This is a genomic window from Nonomuraea cypriaca, from assembly GCF_015645445.1.
Lineage (GTDB): Bacteria > Actinomycetota > Actinomycetes > Streptosporangiales > Streptosporangiaceae > Nonomuraea > Nonomuraea cypriaca.
In genome coordinates, this window is the sequence record NZ_JADOGI010000218.1 from 1 (window position 1) to 17,287 (window position 17,287).

The 17,287-nt window shown below is 69.5% G+C and carries 14 protein-coding genes, 1 tRNA gene and 1 pseudogene; 6 read left to right on the plus strand and 10 right to left on the minus strand.

Features of this window, described 5'->3' with window-relative positions; all coding sequences use genetic code 11:
- A pseudogene (locus ITP53_RS44135) lies at positions 1-711 on the minus strand (hypothetical protein); the annotation flags it as partial.
- A 59-nt stretch (positions 712-770) separates the two neighbouring features.
- Here ITP53_RS44135 and ITP53_RS44140 point away from each other — a divergent pair.
- From ITP53_RS44140 to serS, 3 genes are all read left to right on the plus strand, one after another.
- Positions 771-2,024 carry a glycosyltransferase 87 family protein gene (locus tag ITP53_RS44140; protein WP_328817737.1) on the plus strand — a complete coding sequence of 418 codons (1,254 nt, stop codon included), beginning with the start codon at positions 771-773 and terminating at the stop codon, positions 2,022-2,024.
- 37 nt (positions 2,025-2,061) lie between these two features.
- Entirely contained in the window at positions 2,062-2,982 is a 921-nt protein-coding gene (gene pheA / locus ITP53_RS44145; RefSeq protein ID WP_195901449.1) for a prephenate dehydratase, read from the plus strand.
- A gap of 229 nt (positions 2,983-3,211) precedes the next feature.
- On the plus strand, positions 3,212-4,474 hold the full coding sequence (serS, locus tag ITP53_RS44150) for a serine--tRNA ligase (protein ID WP_195901450.1): 1,263 nt from the start codon (positions 3,212-3,214) through the stop codon (positions 4,472-4,474).
- On the opposite strand, the gene ITP53_RS44155 is transcribed toward serS, so the two are convergent.
- A complete protein-coding gene (locus ITP53_RS44155) occupies positions 4,438-5,772 on the minus strand; it encodes a hypothetical protein (RefSeq protein ID WP_195901451.1) in 1,335 nt (444 codons plus the stop codon). The two genes, serS and ITP53_RS44155, sit on opposite strands and share 37 nt — an antisense overlap.
- A 175-nt stretch (positions 5,773-5,947) precedes the next feature.
- The gene (locus tag ITP53_RS44160) at positions 5,948-6,151 is read right to left on the minus strand and encodes a cold-shock protein (RefSeq protein ID WP_043619750.1); all 204 of its coding nucleotides are present in this window, start codon (positions 6,149-6,151) and stop codon (positions 5,948-5,950) included.
- 223 nt (positions 6,152-6,374) lie between these two features.
- Here ITP53_RS44160 and ITP53_RS44165 point away from each other — a divergent pair, with 223 nt between their 5' ends.
- The gene (locus tag ITP53_RS44165) at positions 6,375-7,178 is read left to right on the plus strand and encodes an HAD family hydrolase (RefSeq protein WP_195901452.1); all 804 of its coding nucleotides are present in this window, start codon (positions 6,375-6,377) and stop codon (positions 7,176-7,178) included.
- On the opposite strand, the gene ITP53_RS44170 is transcribed toward ITP53_RS44165, so the two are convergent.
- Together ITP53_RS44170 and ITP53_RS44175 are read right to left on the minus strand one after the other, a co-directional pair.
- Positions 7,169-7,684: a bacterial proteasome activator family protein gene (locus ITP53_RS44170; RefSeq protein ID WP_195901453.1), complete on the minus strand. Its 516-nt coding sequence runs from the start codon at positions 7,682-7,684 to the stop codon at positions 7,169-7,171. The two genes, ITP53_RS44165 and ITP53_RS44170, sit on opposite strands and share 10 nt — an antisense overlap.
- Positions 7,685-7,689: 5 nt before the next feature.
- Positions 7,690-8,646, minus strand: coding sequence for an NAD(P)H-quinone oxidoreductase (locus ITP53_RS44175; protein ID WP_195901454.1), 957 nt, complete (start codon positions 8,644-8,646; stop codon positions 7,690-7,692).
- Between the two features lie 114 nt (positions 8,647-8,760).
- On the opposite strand from ITP53_RS44175, the gene ITP53_RS60710 reads away from it, so the two are divergent.
- The gene (locus tag ITP53_RS60710) at positions 8,761-10,983 is read left to right on the plus strand and encodes a MinD/ParA family ATP-binding protein (RefSeq protein ID WP_328817742.1); all 2,223 of its coding nucleotides are present in this window, start codon (positions 8,761-8,763) and stop codon (positions 10,981-10,983) included.
- A gap of 1 nt (position 10,984) precedes the next feature.
- On the opposite strand, the gene ITP53_RS44185 is transcribed toward ITP53_RS60710, so the two are convergent.
- Positions 10,985-11,071, minus strand: a tRNA-Ser gene (locus ITP53_RS44185).
- Between the two features lie 53 nt (positions 11,072-11,124).
- Here ITP53_RS44185 and ITP53_RS44190 point away from each other — a divergent pair.
- Positions 11,125-11,451, plus strand: coding sequence for an STAS domain-containing protein (locus ITP53_RS44190; RefSeq protein WP_195901455.1), 327 nt, complete (start codon positions 11,125-11,127; stop codon positions 11,449-11,451).
- 227 nt (positions 11,452-11,678) lie between these two features.
- Here ITP53_RS44190 and ITP53_RS44195 read toward each other — a convergent pair whose 3' ends face one another.
- From ITP53_RS44195 to ITP53_RS44210, 4 genes are all read right to left on the minus strand, one after another.
- On the minus strand, positions 11,679-12,524 hold the full coding sequence (locus tag ITP53_RS44195; RefSeq protein WP_195901456.1) for an NUDIX hydrolase: 846 nt from the start codon (positions 12,522-12,524) through the stop codon (positions 11,679-11,681).
- Positions 12,525-12,595: 71 nt separating this feature from the next.
- A complete protein-coding gene (locus tag ITP53_RS44200; protein ID WP_195901457.1) occupies positions 12,596-12,946 on the minus strand; it encodes a DUF6300 family protein in 351 nt (116 codons plus the stop codon).
- On the minus strand, positions 12,943-16,497 hold the full coding sequence (gene dnaE / locus ITP53_RS44205) for a DNA polymerase III subunit alpha (protein ID WP_195901458.1): 3,555 nt from the start codon (positions 16,495-16,497) through the stop codon (positions 12,943-12,945). The genes ITP53_RS44200 and dnaE overlap by 4 nt, the downstream gene beginning before the upstream one ends.
- 311 nt (positions 16,498-16,808) lie before the next feature.
- A complete protein-coding gene (locus tag ITP53_RS44210; protein ID WP_195901459.1) occupies positions 16,809-17,039 on the minus strand; it encodes a hypothetical protein in 231 nt (76 codons plus the stop codon).
- Positions 17,040-17,287: the final 248 nt, after the last annotated feature.

Consider the following 17,287-nt stretch of genomic DNA (forward strand, 5'->3'; position numbering starts at 1 on the left):
GTACTCGTCGAGGGGCTGGCGGGTCCAGGCGGTCGCGAGCGCTGGGGCTTCGAGGACGATCAGGTTGTACGGGGCCGGGTCGCCCAGGGCCTCGGGCGTGGAGGCGTATTTGGCGATATTTCCGGACTTGTCGGCGCCGGCGATGGCGGCACCCGGGCCGATGGCGGCGACCTTGCCTCCGCTGTCGGTCACCAACTGGCCGAGGGTTCCGAGTCGAGCGGCATAACCGGTTTCCGACTGGTACGCGGTGAGGGCGGGCCAACCCGGGACCGTCGCGCCCTCACCGTCCGGCTGGGGAGTGGGAGGCGCGGGGCAGCCTTTGCCCGCCGTACCGGCTCGTTGGCCTGCCGAGACGGTCAGCCAGCCGGCGGCGGGGCAGGTGATGCCGCGATCCGGGGGCGGTACGGCGCGGGTCGAGAGGGAGGCGGAGGCCCCTTGGCCGACGAGTCGCCACAGGTTGGGGGTTCGTACCTGATCGACGTCACTCCATTCGAGGCCGGGCACACCGATCAGGGCCACCCGCCCTCGTGCCCCGTCACCCTCCGGCCCACGCGTGGCCGGGGCGGAGGCGGAGTGCGTGCCGGAGAGCGGTCGGCTCCGGGCGTCGGCCGTTCCCGGGGTGAGGAGGAGGGCCGTGAGGGCCGCGACGAGGAGCAGGACGGCGCTCGGACGGCTGGCCGGACATTCAAAGGGCCGGCGCGGCGTTGGCATGTAAGGAACCCCCAGTGTCTGCCCCTCGATCGACAACAGCCACGGTAACGTGCCACACCGTGACAAGTGGCGAGGTGCGGGTGAGCCGGCGGCAGTGGTGGGCGTGGGCGGTCGTGGCGCTCGTCGTCGTGGCGGCGGTGACGCCGCTGGTGCACACGTGGCTGACCAACCCGGACGACCAGCGGCTCGTGGACCTCGACGTTTACCGTACCGGGGGGCAGATGCTGCTCGACGGACGGCCGGTGTACGACTACTTCACGCCCGCGCCACAACTGTTGCCGTTCACCTATCCGCCCATCGCGGCGATGCTGGCCGTGGGGCTGGCGGCGATGTCGTGGGAGACCGCGCAGTGGGTGTGGACCGGCGGGATCTTCGTGGCGCTGGCCGTGACCGTGGGGTTCTCGTTCCGGCAGGTGCTCGGCGGGGAGGCGCTGCGGAGGTACATGCCGTGGGTGTTCGGGCTGCTCATGGTGCTCTGCGTCTACTTGATGCCGATCAGGGACCAGGTGCGGTTCGGGCAGGTGGACATCCTGCTCGTCGCGTTGTGCCTGGCGGACTGCGTGGCGAAGCGGCCGTGGTGGCCGCGCGGGTTCCTGATCGGGCTGGCCACCGCGGTGAAGCTGACGCCCGGCGTCTTTCTGATCTATCTGCTGGTCACGCGGCAGTGGCGGACGTTCTTCATGGCGTCGTTCGTGGCGGCGGTGCTGACGTTGCTGCCGTTCGCGGTGATTCCGCAGGACTCGATCGATTTCTGGTTCTCGGCGCTGCTCGATCCGGAACGCCTCGGCGCGAACGCGGCCACCACCAACCAGTCGATGCGCGGCATGCTGATCCGGCTCTATCTGCCCGAGCCGCTGACGACCGTGATCTGGCTCGCGCTCGTGGCGGCGGTCGGCTGGTACGGGTTCCGCGGCGCGCGGGACGCGTACCGGGACGGTGATTCGGTCACGGCGGTCGCGCTCGTGGGCCTGATGGCCGTCCTGCTGTCCCCGGTCGCCTGGATCCACCACCTGGCCTGGGTGGTCGTGGTGCTGGCGGCCATCGTGGGCGACGGGCGCGATCCGGTCCGGGTACGCGTGGCCGCCGGCGTGTGGCTCTTCTACGTGGTGCCGGTTCCTTGGTGGGGGGTCTCGCTGAAGGCGGCCGACATCCCGGGGGTCAGCGTGGTGCTGGGGAAGATCGTCCAGAACGGGTTCGGCCTGGGCGCGTTGGCGTTGGTATGGCTGCTGGCGTCCTGGCTGCCGAAACGGCGGCCAGATCACCTGAACCTGGGGACCCGGTATGCGGTTGATGGGAGACGCGTGGCGGAATAGGCCCCGTACTGGGAAAACATGCGGATACTCTGGATGCATGCCCCGACTCGCCTATCTCGGACCGGAAGGGACCTTCACCGAAGAGGCCCTGCGGCTCCTCGATCCCAATGCCGAGCGTCTGCCCCGTGCCACGGTGAGCGCCGCGCTCACCGCCGCCCGCACGGGTGACGCCGACGGCGCCGTGGTGCCTCTGGAGAACTCCATCGAGGGCGCGATCACCACGACGCTCGACGAGTTCGCCTGGGGCGAGCCGTTGCTCATCACGGCCGAGCTGCTGCTGCCCGTGCAGTTCTCCCTGCTGGCCAGGCCCGGCACCGAGATCCCGCACATCAAGCGCGTCTACACGCATCCGGCGGCCATCACGCAGTGCCGCGCCTTCATCTCGCGCGAACTGCCCGACGCGGTCGTGGTGTCCGCGCCGTCGACGGCGGCCGCCGCGCAGGAGGTCTCGCTGCCGGGCTCACCGTACGACGCCGCCATCGCGGCGCGCATCGCCGGCGAGCACTACGGGCTGGTCGAGCTGGCCGGCGGAATCGGCGACAGGTCGGACACCGTCACCAGGTTCGTCAAGGTGAGCCGTCCTGGGCCGCTGCCCGCGCCGACCGGCTCCGACCGGACCACGCTGGTCGTCTTCCTGACCGATGACCACCCTGGCGCGTTGCTGGAGATGCTGACGGAGTTCTCCGTGCGCGGGGTCAACCTGACGCGCATCGAGTCGCGGCCGACCGGTGACGGGATCGGGCGTTACTTCTTCCACTTCGACTTCGAGGGGCACGTCGCCGACGCCCGGGTCGGTGAGGCGCTCGCCGGGCTGCACCGCATCTGCGGCGAGGTGCGCTTCATGGGCAGCTACCCGCGCGCCGACGGTGTCGCGCCGCAGATCAAGCGGGGGACGGCCGACGCCGAGTTCGCCGAGGCGGGCGACTGGCTCGACCGCATCCGCACCGGCCACGTCTGACCCACCGCCCCAGACCACCGCGCCAAGCCATTGTCCCGAGGCCACCGCGCCAGACCACCGCGCGAGACCACCGCGCGAGACCACCGCGCCAGACCACCGGCTCGAGGCCACTGTCCCGAGGCCGCCACGCCAGACCACTGCCCTGGAGCCGTCCCGAGCCGGGGCGGTCGGCGGGTGCCGGGGTAAATCCGGGGGCGGGCGGTCGCCGCGCGCCGGTAGCCTTGCCTTTGTGATTGACCTGCGTACCCTCCGTGAGGATCCCGACCGGCTACGGGCGTCGCAGCGTGCCCGCGGTGAGGACGACTCCGTCGTCGACACGCTGCTCGACCTCGACGAGCGCCGCCGATCCGCGCTGACCTCGTTCGAGTCTCTGCGCGCCGAGCAGAAGAGCATGGGCAAGTCGGTCTCCAAGGCGCAGGGCGAGGAGAAGGCCGCGCTGCTCCAGCGGGCCAAGGATCTCGCCGGCCAGGTCAAGGCCGCCGAGGCGGAGGCCGAGAAGCTGGGGGCCGAGCTGGACGAGGTCATCCAGACGGTGCCCAACATCGTCGAGGAGGGCGCGCCCTCCGGCGGCGAGGACGACTACGTGGTGCTGGAGACCGTCGGGACGCCGCGGGAGTTCGACTTCGAGCCCAAGGACCATCTGGAGCTGGGCGAGGCGCTCGGCGCCATCGACATGGAGCGCGGCGCCAAGGTGTCCGGCTCGCGGTTCTTCTTCCTCAAGGGCGTCGGCGCCCGCCTGCAGCTCGGCCTGCTCAACATGGCCATGCAGCAGGCGATCGAGTCCGGGTTCACGCCGATGATCACGCCGGTGCTCGTCAAGCCGGAGACCATGCAGGGCACCGGCTTCCACGTGGCCCACGACAAGGAGATCTACCGGCTCCCCGAGGACGACCTCTACCTGGTCGGCACCTCGGAGGTGTCGCTGGCCGGCTACCACGCCCAGGAGATCGTCGGCGGCGACGAGTTGCCGTTGCGCTACGCCGGCTGGTCGTCGTGCTTCCGCCGCGAGGCGGGCTCGTACGGCAAGGACACCAGGGGCATCATCCGGGTCCACCAGTTCGACAAGGTGGAGATGTTCTCCTACGTGCGGCCCGAGGAGGCCCATGAGGAGCACCTGCGCCTGCTGGCGTGGGAGCAGGAGATGCTGGCGAAGATCGAGGTCCCGTACCGGATCATCGACACGGCGGCGGGCGACCTCGGCATGTCGGCGGCGCGCAAGTTCGACTGCGAGGCGTGGATCCCCACGCAGGGCCGCTACCGCGAGCTGACCTCGACCTCCAACTGCACCGAGTTCCAGGCCCGCAGGCTCGCCGTCCGCTTCCGCGACAAGGACGGCAAGCCGCGGCACCTGGCCACGCTCAACGGCACGCTGGCCACCACCCGGTGGATCGTGGCGATCCTGGAGAACCACCAGCAGGCCGACGGTTCCGTGGTGGTTCCGCGGGCGCTGCGCCCCTACGTGGGTCTCGACGTGCTGGCGCCGCCGGCGTAGAGGTCCGTGCGCCGGGCGTCGCGCCTGATCAGGGCGGCGCCCGTGAGCAGGACGAGCCCGGTCAACAGCGCGGCGAGCGCGACGGCGATCTCGTACGCGCCCGGCAGGCCCACGGACCAGCCGTAGAAGGGCGTGTAGACGCTCGCGTAGACCAGCGGCGCGCCCAGCACCCCGGCGGCCGAGGGCACGGCGCGCGCCGGGCCCGTGACCGCCAGCGTGAGGCACACCAGGCCGCCCGCCAGCGTCATGGCCCCGCCCAGCAGCAACAGCCAGGGGCCTGGGTCGAACAACGCGTCCCAGCCGATCATGACGAGGTAGGCGCCGCCACTGGCCACCACGGCTGCACCCATGTAGACGTGCTGGGGCCGGCGCAGCCCCGCGCCCGCGCCGCCGAACAGCACGCACGCCGCCAGCAGGACCGCCAGGCTCATCTCGGGATGCAGGTCCACCTCGCCGGTGGGCTCGCCGGGCACGCCCGCGCGCCGCCATGTTCCCGTCGTGTCGCGGACCAGGATGCCGTCCAGGCCGTTCGCGACGACCACGACGTGCCCGCCGCCCGGCCGGGCCTGCACGCCGAGCGCCACGGAACGCAACCCGGCGCCCTCGTCGTACTGCCTGGTCAGCCGGTCGCCATCGTCTCCGGACAGCGCCCACGACGGGCCCCACGTCCGGCCGCCGTCGTCGGACTGCTCCACGCCGAGCCGGTCCCGCGCCACGCGGTAGCAGCGGGTCGCCTGGCCGGGCACGCAGGCGGCGGTCTGCCGCGGCTTGACGTGTTCGCCGGTGCTCCGCGACCAGGTGGCGCCGCCGTCCTCGGAGACCTGGGTCGTCCCGCGGCCCAGGTGGACGGTGATCCGCCCGCTCTTGTCCACCTCGACCGAGTCGGCCGCGTACGGCGGCGAGGCCGCGGCCGTGGCGGTGACCGCCAGCACGGCCAGCGGCACGGTCAGGAGGACGCTCCGGCGTGGGGAGTGCGTACTGAGGCTGCGGCCGCGTACCCACCAGGCCAGCGCGAGCGCGGGAAGGGCCAGAAGGTCCGTGGGATCGGCCAGGACGCGCGACGGACCCGCCACGAGGGTCCAGACATGGGAGGCGGCCTCAGCGCCCGTCTCCGTGCTTTTCACGAGCGTGAAGAGCACCCCGGTGAGTAGGGTCGCCGCCAGGTCGGCCCGCCGCCAGAACAGCAGCGCCAGCAGCGCGGGAGCCACGAGGAGCCCCGCGACGTCGCTGAGCTTGCCCGTGACGAACCCGGGCCAGACCTGCTTGAGCAGGTGATCGTTGACCAAGAGCACGAGCACCCCGGTTACGGTCACGGGGTGACAGGACCACGCGTACCTCATACTCAGGTCGATGGCCGGGGGCGGCCCGCGGTTCAAGTGTTGTGTGAGTCGAGTCACAGACGTGACCATCCTGACACAAGCAAAAGACCGAGGCCCGCTGGAAGCGAACCCCGGTCTGTCTCGCTGCTACAGGTCAGATGGCTCGGACCTGAGAGGCCTGCGGCCCCTTCTGGCCCTGCGTGATCTCGAACTCGACCCGCTGGCCGTCTTCAAGGCTGCGGTAGCCGTTGCCGACGATCTCGGAGAAGTGCACGAACACGTCCGGCGCACCGCCGTCCGGGGCGATGAAGCCGAAGCCCTTCTCGGCGTTGAACCACTTGACGGTTCCCTGAGCCATAAAAGCTCTCCCTCAGGATGTGAATCTATGGGACCCACACCTCGTGGATCCCGGTGTGTCGTACAGCAAGCACCCGGGGTGGCTCAGACAAAGTCATGCTGGTTTTCACTACGGGATCAGCTAATACAACGCCATCACATCTAACACCATTCTGGCGCGTTGGTGTTCCCGTCCCATGGAAGATTTCTGTCAGGAGGCATCACCAGGCAAACTGGAACCTGTTATGCAGAGCCTTCCCGCACCCCGTCTTGTGGCCACTGACCTCGACGGCACCGCCTTGCGCACAGACGGAACCGTGTCTCCCCGCACGGTCGCGGCCTTCGGCAGAGTCGAGGAATCCGGGTCGGTGCTGGTGTTCGTGACGGGGCGTCCACCCCGGTGGATGGGCGGGGTCGCGGGTGCCGTACGCCACCGCGGGCTGGCCATCTGTGCGAACGGAGCACTGATCTACGATCTCCATACCGAACGGATAGTGGAATCTCACCTGATCACCGTCGAGGTACTCGAGGAAGTCGTCGCTCAGCTAAGAGCGAACGTGGCCGATCTCGCATTTTCGGTCGAGTATGAAACCGGTTTTGCGCATGAGTCAGATTTCCTGCTGGGCGGCTTGGACCGGCACCGTGGAGACGGGTCGCGGGGCGGCTCGCTGACCGCGCGGCCCTGCGCCAAACTGCTGGCCCTGCACCGCGGCATGGGCGCGGACGAGCTGCAGATGATCGTCCACGAGTTGGTCGGCCACCTCGTGACCGCCACGCACTCCAGTGGCAGGGCCCTGATCGAGATGAGCGCGCTGGGCGTGACGAAGGCGAGCGCCCTGGCGGCGCTCGCCGCGCGACATGAGATCAGGTCCGCGCACGCGGTGGCGTTCGGTGACATGCCGAACGACCTGCCCATGCTGAGCTGGGCAGGCAAGTCGTACGCCGTCGCGAACGCGCATCCCGCCGTGCTGGCGGCGGTCGACCATGTGACCGCGGCCAACGACGACGACGGCGTGGCCCAGGTGATCGAGCGGCTCTACTACAGATAGGGCCCAGTGCCGCCGTGCGGCCGCTGCTGCTGCTCATCACCCGGCACGCCGGGCAACGCCCTGCGCATCTGCTCCAACTGCGCCCTGGCCGCCATCTGCTGCGCGAACAGCGTGGTCTGGATGCCGTGGAACAATCCCTCCAGCCAGCCGACCAGCTGGGCGTGCGCGATGCGCAGCTCCGCCTCGCTCGGCGGCGTGCCGTTCTCGTCGGTGAACGGGAGCGACAGCCGCTCCAGCTCGTCGACCAACTCCGGCGCGAGGCCGTCCTCGAGCTCCTTGATGGAGGACTCGTGGATCTCCTTCAACCGCTTACGGCTGGCCTCGTCGAGGGGAGCCGCGCGGACCTCCTCGAGGAGTTGCCTGATCATGCTGCCGATGCGCATCACCTTGGCGGGTTGCTCGACCAGGTTGGTGACCGAGCGATCCTCTTCGCCGTTGTCGCCCTGACCTTGGAAGTCGGGGCCCACCACCACGATGTGGGGGGTGTTGTTGTCCTCAGCATTCATAACACTCACCGTACTAGCAGGATCTTGCCGACGTGCTCTCCGGAATCCAACATTCGGTGAGCTTCGGCGGCCTCCGGCATGGGCACCTCCGCGTACACGACGGGGCGTACGGCCCCCGCCCCGACCAGCGGCCAGACGTTGTCCACGACACTGCGCACGATGGCTCCCTTCTCGTCCACGGGGCGGGAGCGGAGCGCCGTCGCGTGGACCGAGGCGCGCTTGGCGAGCAGGGCGCCGAGATCGAGCTCGGCCTTGCGGCCGCCCTGCAGCCCGATGATCACCAGCCGGCCGCCCGTGCGCAGCGCCCGGACGTTGCCCGCGAGGTATTTCGCGCCCATGATGTCGAGGATGACGTCGGCCCGCACCTTGCCGGCGAAGTCCTCCTCGCGGTAGTTGATCACCTCGTCGGCGCCCAGCTCGCGGACGCGCTCGGCCTTGGCCGCCGAGCCGACGGTCGCGATCACGTACGAGCCGAGTGCCTTGGCGAGCTGCACCGCGAACGTGCCGATCCCGCTGGCCCCGCCGTGCACCAGCAGCGTCTCGCCCCGGCGCAGCCGCCCGACCATGAAGACGTTGGACCAGACCGTGCACGCCACCTCCGGCAGCCCCGCCGCCACCGGCAGCGGCACGCCGTCGGGCACCGGCATCACCTGCTGCCAGGGAACGGCTACGCGCTCGGCGTAACCGCCGCCGCCGAGCAGCGCGCACACCTCGTCCCCGATCTTGAACTGCTCGACGTCCGCCCCGACCTCGGCCACCACGCCGGAGACCTCCAGCCCCGGATAGGGTGACGCGCCGGGCGGAGGATCGTAAAATCCTTGTCTCTGCAGGACATCGGCACGATTCACCGCTGAGGCGACCACGTCGATGAGCACGTCACCGCGCTCGACCCGCGGTTCCGGCGCCTCGCGCCACTTCAGCACCTCTGGTCCGCCCGGTTCGGCGATTTCAATGGCTCGCATGCGAACCACGGTAGCCGGGCAAAGAAGTTGTGGGTTGCCGGGCTGTGCTCGAGCCTGTGGCGTTAACCTGCAATGTATTTGCTGCCCCTTTAGACCCACCCGAGGGGGAACACGGTGGCAAGACACGATCGAGAAGAATCTCTCGAGGAGCAGTTGGCCTGGCTCGACGCGATCAAGGAGACGGAAGACGCTCCGGTCGCGGTGAGTGCCACGGCAGCCTCCGCCGACGAGCCCGTGGCCTCGCCATACCCCAAGGACCCGTGGCTGCTCGTGCCCACCCCGCCGGACACGCCGACGCCGCCGCTGTTCAGGGCCGCCGTCGACTCCGTGTACGGCACCGCGGCGGCTGAGCAGCTCCCCGAGGCGGAGAGCGAGGCCGCGGAGTGGCTGGACAAGGCGGGCACCGGCACCGCGGTCGAGGAGGAGCCCGCGGCGCCGCCGGACGATCCCTTCCTCGCGCCGCTGAAGCCGTTGCCGCGCCCCGATGACACCGACACCCACAGGTTGCTGTCGTTCCCGGCGCCAGAGCAGGCCACGGCCCCGGTCGAGGAGACGCGGCCGGACTGGCCGCTGCCCGTCGAGCCGTCCGCTATCCAGCCGTCCGCTGCCCGGCCGTCCGCCGTCGAGCCGTCCGCTGCCCAGCCGTCCGCCGTCGAGTCGCCGGCCGTCCAGCGGCCTGCCGTTCAGCGGCAGGAGGAGCCGGGCCGCGCGGAGGAGGAGCCGGCCAAGGACGACGAGCAGACCACGTGGGGGGACACCCTGCCGCGGAACGAGCGCCCCCAGTGGACCGAGCCGTCCACGCAGGAGGTGCGCCTCTCCTGGGCCGAGGAGCGCCCGTCGTGGGCGGAGCCGTCCCGTGAGGGGGCCCTCGATGAGGACCCGCCCACCCGTGAGGACGTCACCATTGACGTCACCACGAAGGAGGTCCGCGCCCTCAACGAGGACCGCGCCTTCAACGAGGAGCTGATCCTCCAGGACGAGCGGACCCGCCAAGAGGAGCGGACGCGGCAGGAGGAGCGGACCCTCCAGGACGAGAGGGCCCTTCAGAACGAGCGGGCACGTCAGGAGGAGCGGGCGCTCCAGAACGAGCGCGCACGTCAGGAGGAGCGGCCCTTCAGGGCGTTTCGTGATGATCAGCCCCCACGGAGCCGGCATGCCTTCAAGGACGAACAGTCCTTCGAACAGGCCGAGCCGGCGCGGAGGGAAGAACAGCCGCGGTGGACCGAGCAGCAGGAGTGGCGTCCGGCCGAGCGGGAGATCCCGCAGCCACCCCCGCAACAGCCGCCACCACCACAGCCGCATCAGCAACAGCCATCGCCACAGCAGCAGCAGGCCCAGCCGCGGCGCCGGCCGGCCCCCGTCCCCGTGTTCACCGCCCCGCCGAGGCCCCCGGTCACGGGAAGGCCGACGGCCGACAGCCTCGACCCGGAGTCCCTGCTACGCGGACGGCGTAACGCGCCTTCCAAGGGCTGGCGGCGGCTGGTCTACAAGGCGTCCGGCGGCTGGATCAAGCCAGGCGAACCGCCCGAGGTACGCCGCCGACGCGAGCTCGTGGCGCGGGCCCGTACGCCGGTGACGACCGGGCACCACCGCGTGGCCGTGCTGAGTCTGAAGGGCGGCGTGGGCAAGACCACCACCACGGTCGGGCTCGGCGCGACGCTGGCCCAGATGCGCGGCGACCGCGTGATCGCGGTGGACGCCAACCCGGACAGGGGCACCCTTTCCGACAAGCTGGTCCTGGAGACCTCGGCCACCGTACGCGACCTGCTCAACGAGCGCGACCAGGTCAAGCGGTACGTCGACATCAGGGCGTTCACCTCGCAGGCGCCCTCGCGGCTGGAGGTGCTGGCCTCCGACCGCGACCCGTCGGTCTCCGAGGCGTTCAGCGGCGGGGACTACCAGGCCGTCTCCCAGGTCCTGGAGAACTTCTACTCGCTCTGCCTCACCGACTGCGGCACCGGCCTGCTCCACTCCGCCATGGGCGGCGTGCTCGGGCTCGCCGACCAGATCGTTCTGGTCAGCTCCCCGTCGGTGGACGGCGCCAGGGCGGCCTCCGCGACGCTCGACTGGCTGGAGGCGCACCACTACGCCGACCTGGTGAAGAACGCGACCGTGGTGCTGTGCAGCGTCAGGCCGCGCTCGAAGTCGGCGGTCGACATCAGGAAGCTGGAGGCCCACTTCGCCGCCCGTTGCCGCGCGGTCATCCAGGTGCCGTACGACCCGCATCTGGAGGAGGGCGCGGAGATCGACCTCGACCGGCTGCAGGAGACGACCAGGGAGGCCTATCTCCAGCTCGCCGCCTGTGTGGGCGACGGATTCGCCGGGATGGGCGAATGAGCGGAGGGTGTGGGATTCGAACCCACGAGGCCATCGCTGACCTGGCCGCTTTCAAGGCGGCTGCACTAGTCCACTATGCGAACCCTCCTGTGTGCGGAAACCACGATAGCGGCTGTGGTGTCAGCGGTGTACGTTCAGGTGGTGGCGGATCTCAGCGTCGAGGTGGAGCACGGTGACATGGGCGCGCTCGTGCGCCTCGACGGAGATCTCGACAAGCTCACCGCGCCCCTGCTGAAGGAGCGCCTGGTGAAGCTGCTCGCCGAGGGGCGGGTCGAGGTCGTCGTCGATGCGACTCGGCTCGAGTTCTGCGATTCCAGCGGTCTTTGGGCACTGGTGGAGCACCAGCGCAGGGTGTCCGCGCACGCCGGATCGTTACGTTTGGTCGGGGTGCACGGCGTGCTGCGGCGCGTGCTCGACGTGACGGGTCTCAAGGCGGCCTTCGACGGCGTACACGCCGCCGACCGGTAACCCAGGCGATGGGACGCCCACGCGGGGCTTGCGACACACGCTGAGCGGACGCCGGGCCGTGACACGCGCTGAGCGGACGCGCGGCCGTGACACGGGCTCAGCGGACGCGCGGCCGTGACACGCGCTGAGCGGACGCCGGGCCGTGACACGCGCTGAGCGGACGCGCGGCCGTGACACGGGCTCAGCGGACGCCGGGCCGTGACACGGGTCGGCCGGGTGCCGGGGCGTTATTCGTGGAGTTGGGAGAGGAGCCACTTGGGGCCCAGGGTTTCGGCGCCGAGTTCCTGGACCCGCTGCCGCAACTCCCGGTCCGCGGTGATGACGACCACGCGCTCCCACCCCTTGGTGCGGCGTACGACGTCGACGATCGCGTCGTCGCCACTCCCCGTCGCCGCGACCACCTGGATCCCCGGCACGGCGGGCGCGGTCCTGGCCGCGCCCTCCACGACCGCCACCACGCGCGGGAACCACTGCGCCAGCACCGGATGCTCAAGCCGGAGCCCGGCAACGGCTTCGAGCAGCCGCGTCGCCGCCCCGAGCCGGTCGTGCCACCATCCCCGCTCGGCCCGCGCGCCGACGATGTTGGCCACGTCGAGCACGATCGTCTCCGGCGCGATCGCCTCTTGGATCCGGTCCCACGTCGCCGCGAACCCGGGGTGCAGCGTGCGGCCGGAGAGGTCGGGCAGGGCCACCCAGCGCAACTCGGTGCTCTCGTCGTTGGCGGGCGCCGCGGCCAGCCGTTCGCCCGACTCGGCGATCACCGTCTCGAACGCCCACCCGCCGTGGTCGTCGAGATAGACGCCCTGCACCCGCAGCCCTTCGCAGGCCAGCGCCGCCTCCTCGTGGGCCTCGCGCAACGCGCTGGTGACGGCGTCCTCGTGGCTGTCGCGCGCCCCGCCGGGAAGCCCCCAGGTGCCGCCGTGGTGGCTCCACCAGGAACGCTTCTGCATCAGCACGTGCGGCACGCCGACCTCGTCGTGGTGCACGACGAGCAGTCCGGAAGCGCCGTGGAGCCCCCAGTGCCGGTGCCCCTGGGAGCACTCGGTCCAGCCGTCGCCGTCCTTAGCGGTCATGGGGTGATCTCCGCCTCCCCCCTAGCTGGAAGTTCCTCCTGAGCGACCTCGACGTCAAGGGTATCCAGGTGTCAAAGGCTCCCGTTTCGCCACTGGCCGATCTCCTCGTCCAGCGTCCGTTCGTCCAGCGGCGAGACGGACACGCTCCCGGCCCACGCCACGAGCAGCCGGACGAACTCCTTGCCCCGCTGGTCCGCGACGTGCCCGTGCACGCGGAACCACGTGATCAGCGGGGCCGCGTGCGGCGCCGACGCGTCACACGTGGCGCACAGGACCACGCCGGTGCGGCCGTCCACCGGGTCGCCGGCGGCGTTGGCCCACCCGTACGGCACCAGAGCCGACAGCAACCCGTCACCCTCGCAGCGCGGACAGGTCGGCGGCTCCCCGGTCGTGAGCACGTCGACCTGTCGCCCGCCGCTCAAAGCGTGATGGCTTCCGACCCGAACAACTGCTTGATGTCCGCGGCGAAACTGGGCTCGGCGTTGATGGAGAACTCCGGCACGGCGTAGACCATGGTCTTCCCGGTCGGCTGCCGCACGTTGATCCGCAACGGCACATTGCCCTGGTGCAGCTGCAGCACGTTACGGAGCTCCTCCACCACCTGCTGCGTGAGGCGCTCCTCCCGCACCTGGATCGTGACCGGGTGGCCCGTCTCGCTGTTGATGCCGGACACGTCGATCGGCGTCAGGTCCTGCGCGAAGACCGAGATGGCGCCGTCGCGGTTGTTGATCTGCCCGCCGACCGAGACCACGACGTCGCTGCGGAGCTCGGGGGCGTACAGCTCGTAGCTCTTGGGGAAGAACAGGCACTCGATCGCGGCGTCCATGTCCTCTACGGTGATGATCGCCCACGTGTTGCCGGCCTTGTTGATGCGCCGGTCGACCTTGGTGATCAGGCCGCAGACCCGGACGTCGCCACGGTCGTCACGGCCGGAGTCGAGCAGGTCCGCGATCGTGGTGTCCCGGTTGCGGGCGAGCAGCCGCTCCGTGCCGGCCAGCGGGTGGTCGGACACGTAGAGGCCGAGCATCTCCCGCTCGAAGTCGAGGCGGGTCTTCTTGTCCCACTCCATGTCGGGGATCGTGATGGAGAACGCCGCGTCGTCGCCGCTGTCGTCGGCGCCGCCGAAGAGCGAGTCCTGGCCGTGGGCCTCGTTCTTCTTGATGTCGATGACCGACTCGACGGCCTGCTCGTGGATCATGAGCAGGGCCTTGCGCTGGTGGCCGAGTGAGTCGTAGGCGCCGGCTTTGATCAACGACTCGATGACGCGCTTGTTGCAGGCGCTCAGCGGCACCTTGCTGAGGAAGTCGTTGAAGTCCGTGTACGCGCCCTTCTCCGTACGGGCCTTCACGATGCCCTCGACGACGTTCTCACCGACGTTGCGGACGGCGCCCAGGCCGAACCTGACCTTGTCGTCGCCGACGGCGACGAAGTCGAGCTGCGAGTCGTTGACGTCCGGGGCGAGCACCTGGATGCCCATCTTGCGGCACTCGGCGAGGTAGATGGCCGCCTTGTCCTTGTCGTCTCCCACGGAGGTCAGCAGGGCCGCCATGTACTCGGCGGGGTAGTTGGCCTTCAGATAGGCGGTCCAGTAGGCGACGAGGCCGTAGCCGGCGGTGTGGGACTTGTTGAAGGCGTAGCCGGAGAACGGCAGCATGACGTCCCACAGCGCCTTGATCGCGTCGGCGCTGTAGCCGTTGCCCTGCATGCCCTTCTGGAAGTTCTCGAACTCCTGGTCCAGGATCTCCTTCTTCTTCTTGCCCATGGCGCGGCGCAGCAGGTCGGCGCCGCCGAGCGTGTAGCCGGCCAGCTCCCGGGCGACGGCCATGATCTGCTCCTGGTAGACGAGCAGGTGGAAGGTGGTGCCCAGGATCGGGTCGAGGGCCTCCTTGAGCTCCGGGTGGATGGGCTCGATCTCCTGGCGGGCGTTCTTGCGGTGCGCGTAGTTGGTGTGCGCGTTGGCCGCCATCGGGCCGGGACGGTAGAGGGCGAGCACTGCGGCGATGTCCTCGAACCGGCTCGGCTCCATGAGCTTGAGCAGCTGCCGCATGGGCCCGCCGTCGAGCTGGAACACGCCGAGGGTGTCGCCGCGCGCCAGCAGCTTGTACGTCGCCTCGTCGTCGAGGGCCAGCGTCAGGGTGTCGAGCTTGATGCCCCGGTTCTGCTCAATGATCTTGATGGCGTGGTCGATGATGCCCAGGTTCCTCAGCCCCAGGAAGTCCATCTTGACCAGGCCCATGTCCTCGCAGGACGGGTAGTCGAACCCGGTGATGATCACGCCGTCCTTGTCCCGCCGGTGCATGGGGATCAGGTCCAGCAGGGGATGTGAGGACAGGATGACGGCGGCGGCGTGCACGCCGGTGCCCCGGATGAGGCCCTCGATGCCCCGCCCGGTGTCGATGACCTTGCGCACGTCCGGGTCGTTCTCGTACAGGGCGCGGATCTCGGTGCCCTCGTTGTATCTCGGGTGGTCCTCGTTGAACATGTCCGCGAGCGGGACGCCCTTGCCCATGACGTCGGGCGGCATCGCCTTGGTGATCTTGTCGCCCATGGCGAACGGGTAGCCGAGGATGCGGGACGCGTCCTTGACGGCGGCCTTCGCCTTGATCGTGCCGAACGTGTTGACCTGCGCGGTCATCGCGCTGCCGTACTTCTCGGTGACGTAGGCCACCATGCGGTCCCGGTGGCGGTCGTCGAAGTCGAGGTCGATGTCCGGGGGGTTGATCCGCTCGGGGTTGAGGAACCGCTCGAACAGCAGGCCGTGCTCCAGCGGGTCGAGCTCGGTGATGCGGGTGGCGTAGGCGACGATCGAGCCGGTGGCGCTGCCTCGGCCTGGGCCCACGGCGATGCCGTTGTCGCGGGCGTACTTGCAGATGTCGGCGACGACCAGGAAGTAGCTGGAGAAGCCCATGGGACCGATGACCTTCATCTCGGTCTCGTAGCGCTCCACGACCTCGGCGGGGACCGGGACTCCGTAGCGCATCTCCAGGCCGCGTTCGACCTCCTTGCGCAGCCAGGACTCCTGCGTCTCGCCCTCGGGCACGTCGGGGAAGGGCGGCATCCGGTCCACGTGGGTGAACACCTGGCTGTAGTCGTCCACCATCTCGGCGACGAGCAGGGTGTTGTCACACGCCTCAGGCAGCTCGGCGAACAGGCCGCGCATCTCGTCGGCGGTCTTGAGGTAGTAGCCGCTGCCGTTGAACCTGAACCGGTTGGGGTCGTCCTTGTTCTTGCCGACGCCGACGCACAGGAGGCTGTCGTGGGCGTCGGCCTGGTCCTCGGTCACGTAGTGGGAGTCGTTGGTGGCCAGCAGCGGGATGCCGAGCTGCTTGGCCAGCCTGAGCAGGTCGGCGCGGACCTCCCGCTCGATGTCGATGCCGTGGTCCATCAACTCGAGGAAGTAGTTTTCCTTGCCGAAGATCTCCTGGTATTCGCCGGCGACCCGGACCGCCTCGTCGAACTGGCCGAGCCTGATCCTGGTCTGCACCGCGCCGGACGGGCAGCCGGTCGTGGCGATGATCCCGCCCGCGTACTGGGAGATCAGGTCCTGGTCCATGCGGGGCTTGGAGTAGTAGCCCTCGAACGACGCCAGCGACGACAACCTGAACAGGTTGCCCAGCCCGGCCGCGTCCTTGGCCCACATGGTCATGTGGGTGAACCGGCCGCCGCCTGAGACGTCCTTGCCGCCCTCGCCGTCCGCGACGCCGGTCTCCGCCCGCTGACCCCAGAAGACCGGTTTCTTCACGAACCGGTTTTCCGGGGCGACGTAGGCCTCGATGCCGATGATCGGTTTGACCGGGCTGCCCGCGGCGGTCTTCTGGAACTCGTACGCGCCGAACATGTTGCCGTGATCGGACATCGCGATCGCCGGCATCCCAAGCCGCTCGGTCTCCTTGAACAGCGGCTTCATCTTGGCCGCCCCATCGAGCATGCTGTACTCAGTGTGCACGTGCAGATGCACGAAAGACTTGCCCACCCGGTCCCCTCATCATCGCCCCGGCCGACTCCTCGGATGAGCCTATTCCGTCTTCTGGGGCTCTTGGGGCATCAGACACAAGGGGCAGACATCCTGTCTCGGGGTGTTGCCAGGGTGCTAGCCGCCGCCCTTGGAGAAGTGCTGGAAGTCGTTCCTGCGGGTTTCTGACCTGCGACTCTCTCGCGTACACCCCGGTCCGCCTGCATAAACGCCGTTGGCGGACGTTGGCTGATGTTGAGGGCATTCGGCTGTGCGACGGCCCACAGACGGCCCAGACGGCCCAGAGGCTCGGGGCCGTCTGTGGGCGGCCGTCAGGAGCTCCCCTTCTTGGCCGGCTCGATGCCGTTGTCTCGGGCCAGCTTGCGCACGTACGCCGCGGTGAACGGGGAGTGCTCGACGACGTCGGTGGGCCGCTTGCCGGCGCGGAGTGCGGCGAGGGCGTCGGCGATGACGGCCTGGCGCGCGTCCTCGTGGGCTTGCTCGGTTTCGCGGTATCGGCGGGTGCTGTCGTCGAGTGCCGTGATGGGGTCTCTATCAGCCATGCGCAACAGAGTAGCGCAAACCTCTTGCGCGAACCATCACCCTTCCGCTACTGTTTAGCGCAACAGGAAAGCGCAAACAAGGAGCGACGAAATGGCCATCGAGATCCTCGCCAAGATGAACGACAGCGACATCGAAGACTTCGCCAGCTTCCTGGACGACGCCGCCCAGGACCGGCTGTGGAGGGCGATCCGCGAGGCCCGCACCAGCTGACCGGCCCCAGGCCCCCGGGAGACCGGGGGCCACCCCC

Coding starts and splice junctions, on each gene's coding strand:
- ITP53_RS44160 (WP_043619750.1), bottom strand. CDS start 6,151: ATGGCTCAGGGAACCGTCAAGTGGTTCAACGCCGAGAAGGGCTTCGGC.
- ITP53_RS44175 (WP_195901454.1), bottom strand. CDS start 8,646: ATGCGAGCCATTGAAATCGCCGAACCGGGCGGACCAGAGGTGCTGAAG.
- ITP53_RS44170 (WP_195901453.1), bottom strand. CDS start 7,684: ATGAATGCTGAGGACAACAACACCCCCCACATCGTGGTGGTGGGCCCC.
- ITP53_RS44210 (WP_195901459.1), bottom strand. CDS start 17,039: ATGGCTGATAGAGACCCCATCACGGCACTCGACGACAGCACCCGCCGA.
- ITP53_RS44165 (WP_195901452.1), top strand. CDS start 6,375: ATGCAGAGCCTTCCCGCACCCCGTCTTGTGGCCACTGACCTCGACGGC.
- pheA (WP_195901449.1), top strand. CDS start 2,062: ATGCCCCGACTCGCCTATCTCGGACCGGAAGGGACCTTCACCGAAGAG.
- ITP53_RS44195 (WP_195901456.1), bottom strand. CDS start 12,524: ATGACCGCTAAGGACGGCGACGGCTGGACCGAGTGCTCCCAGGGGCAC.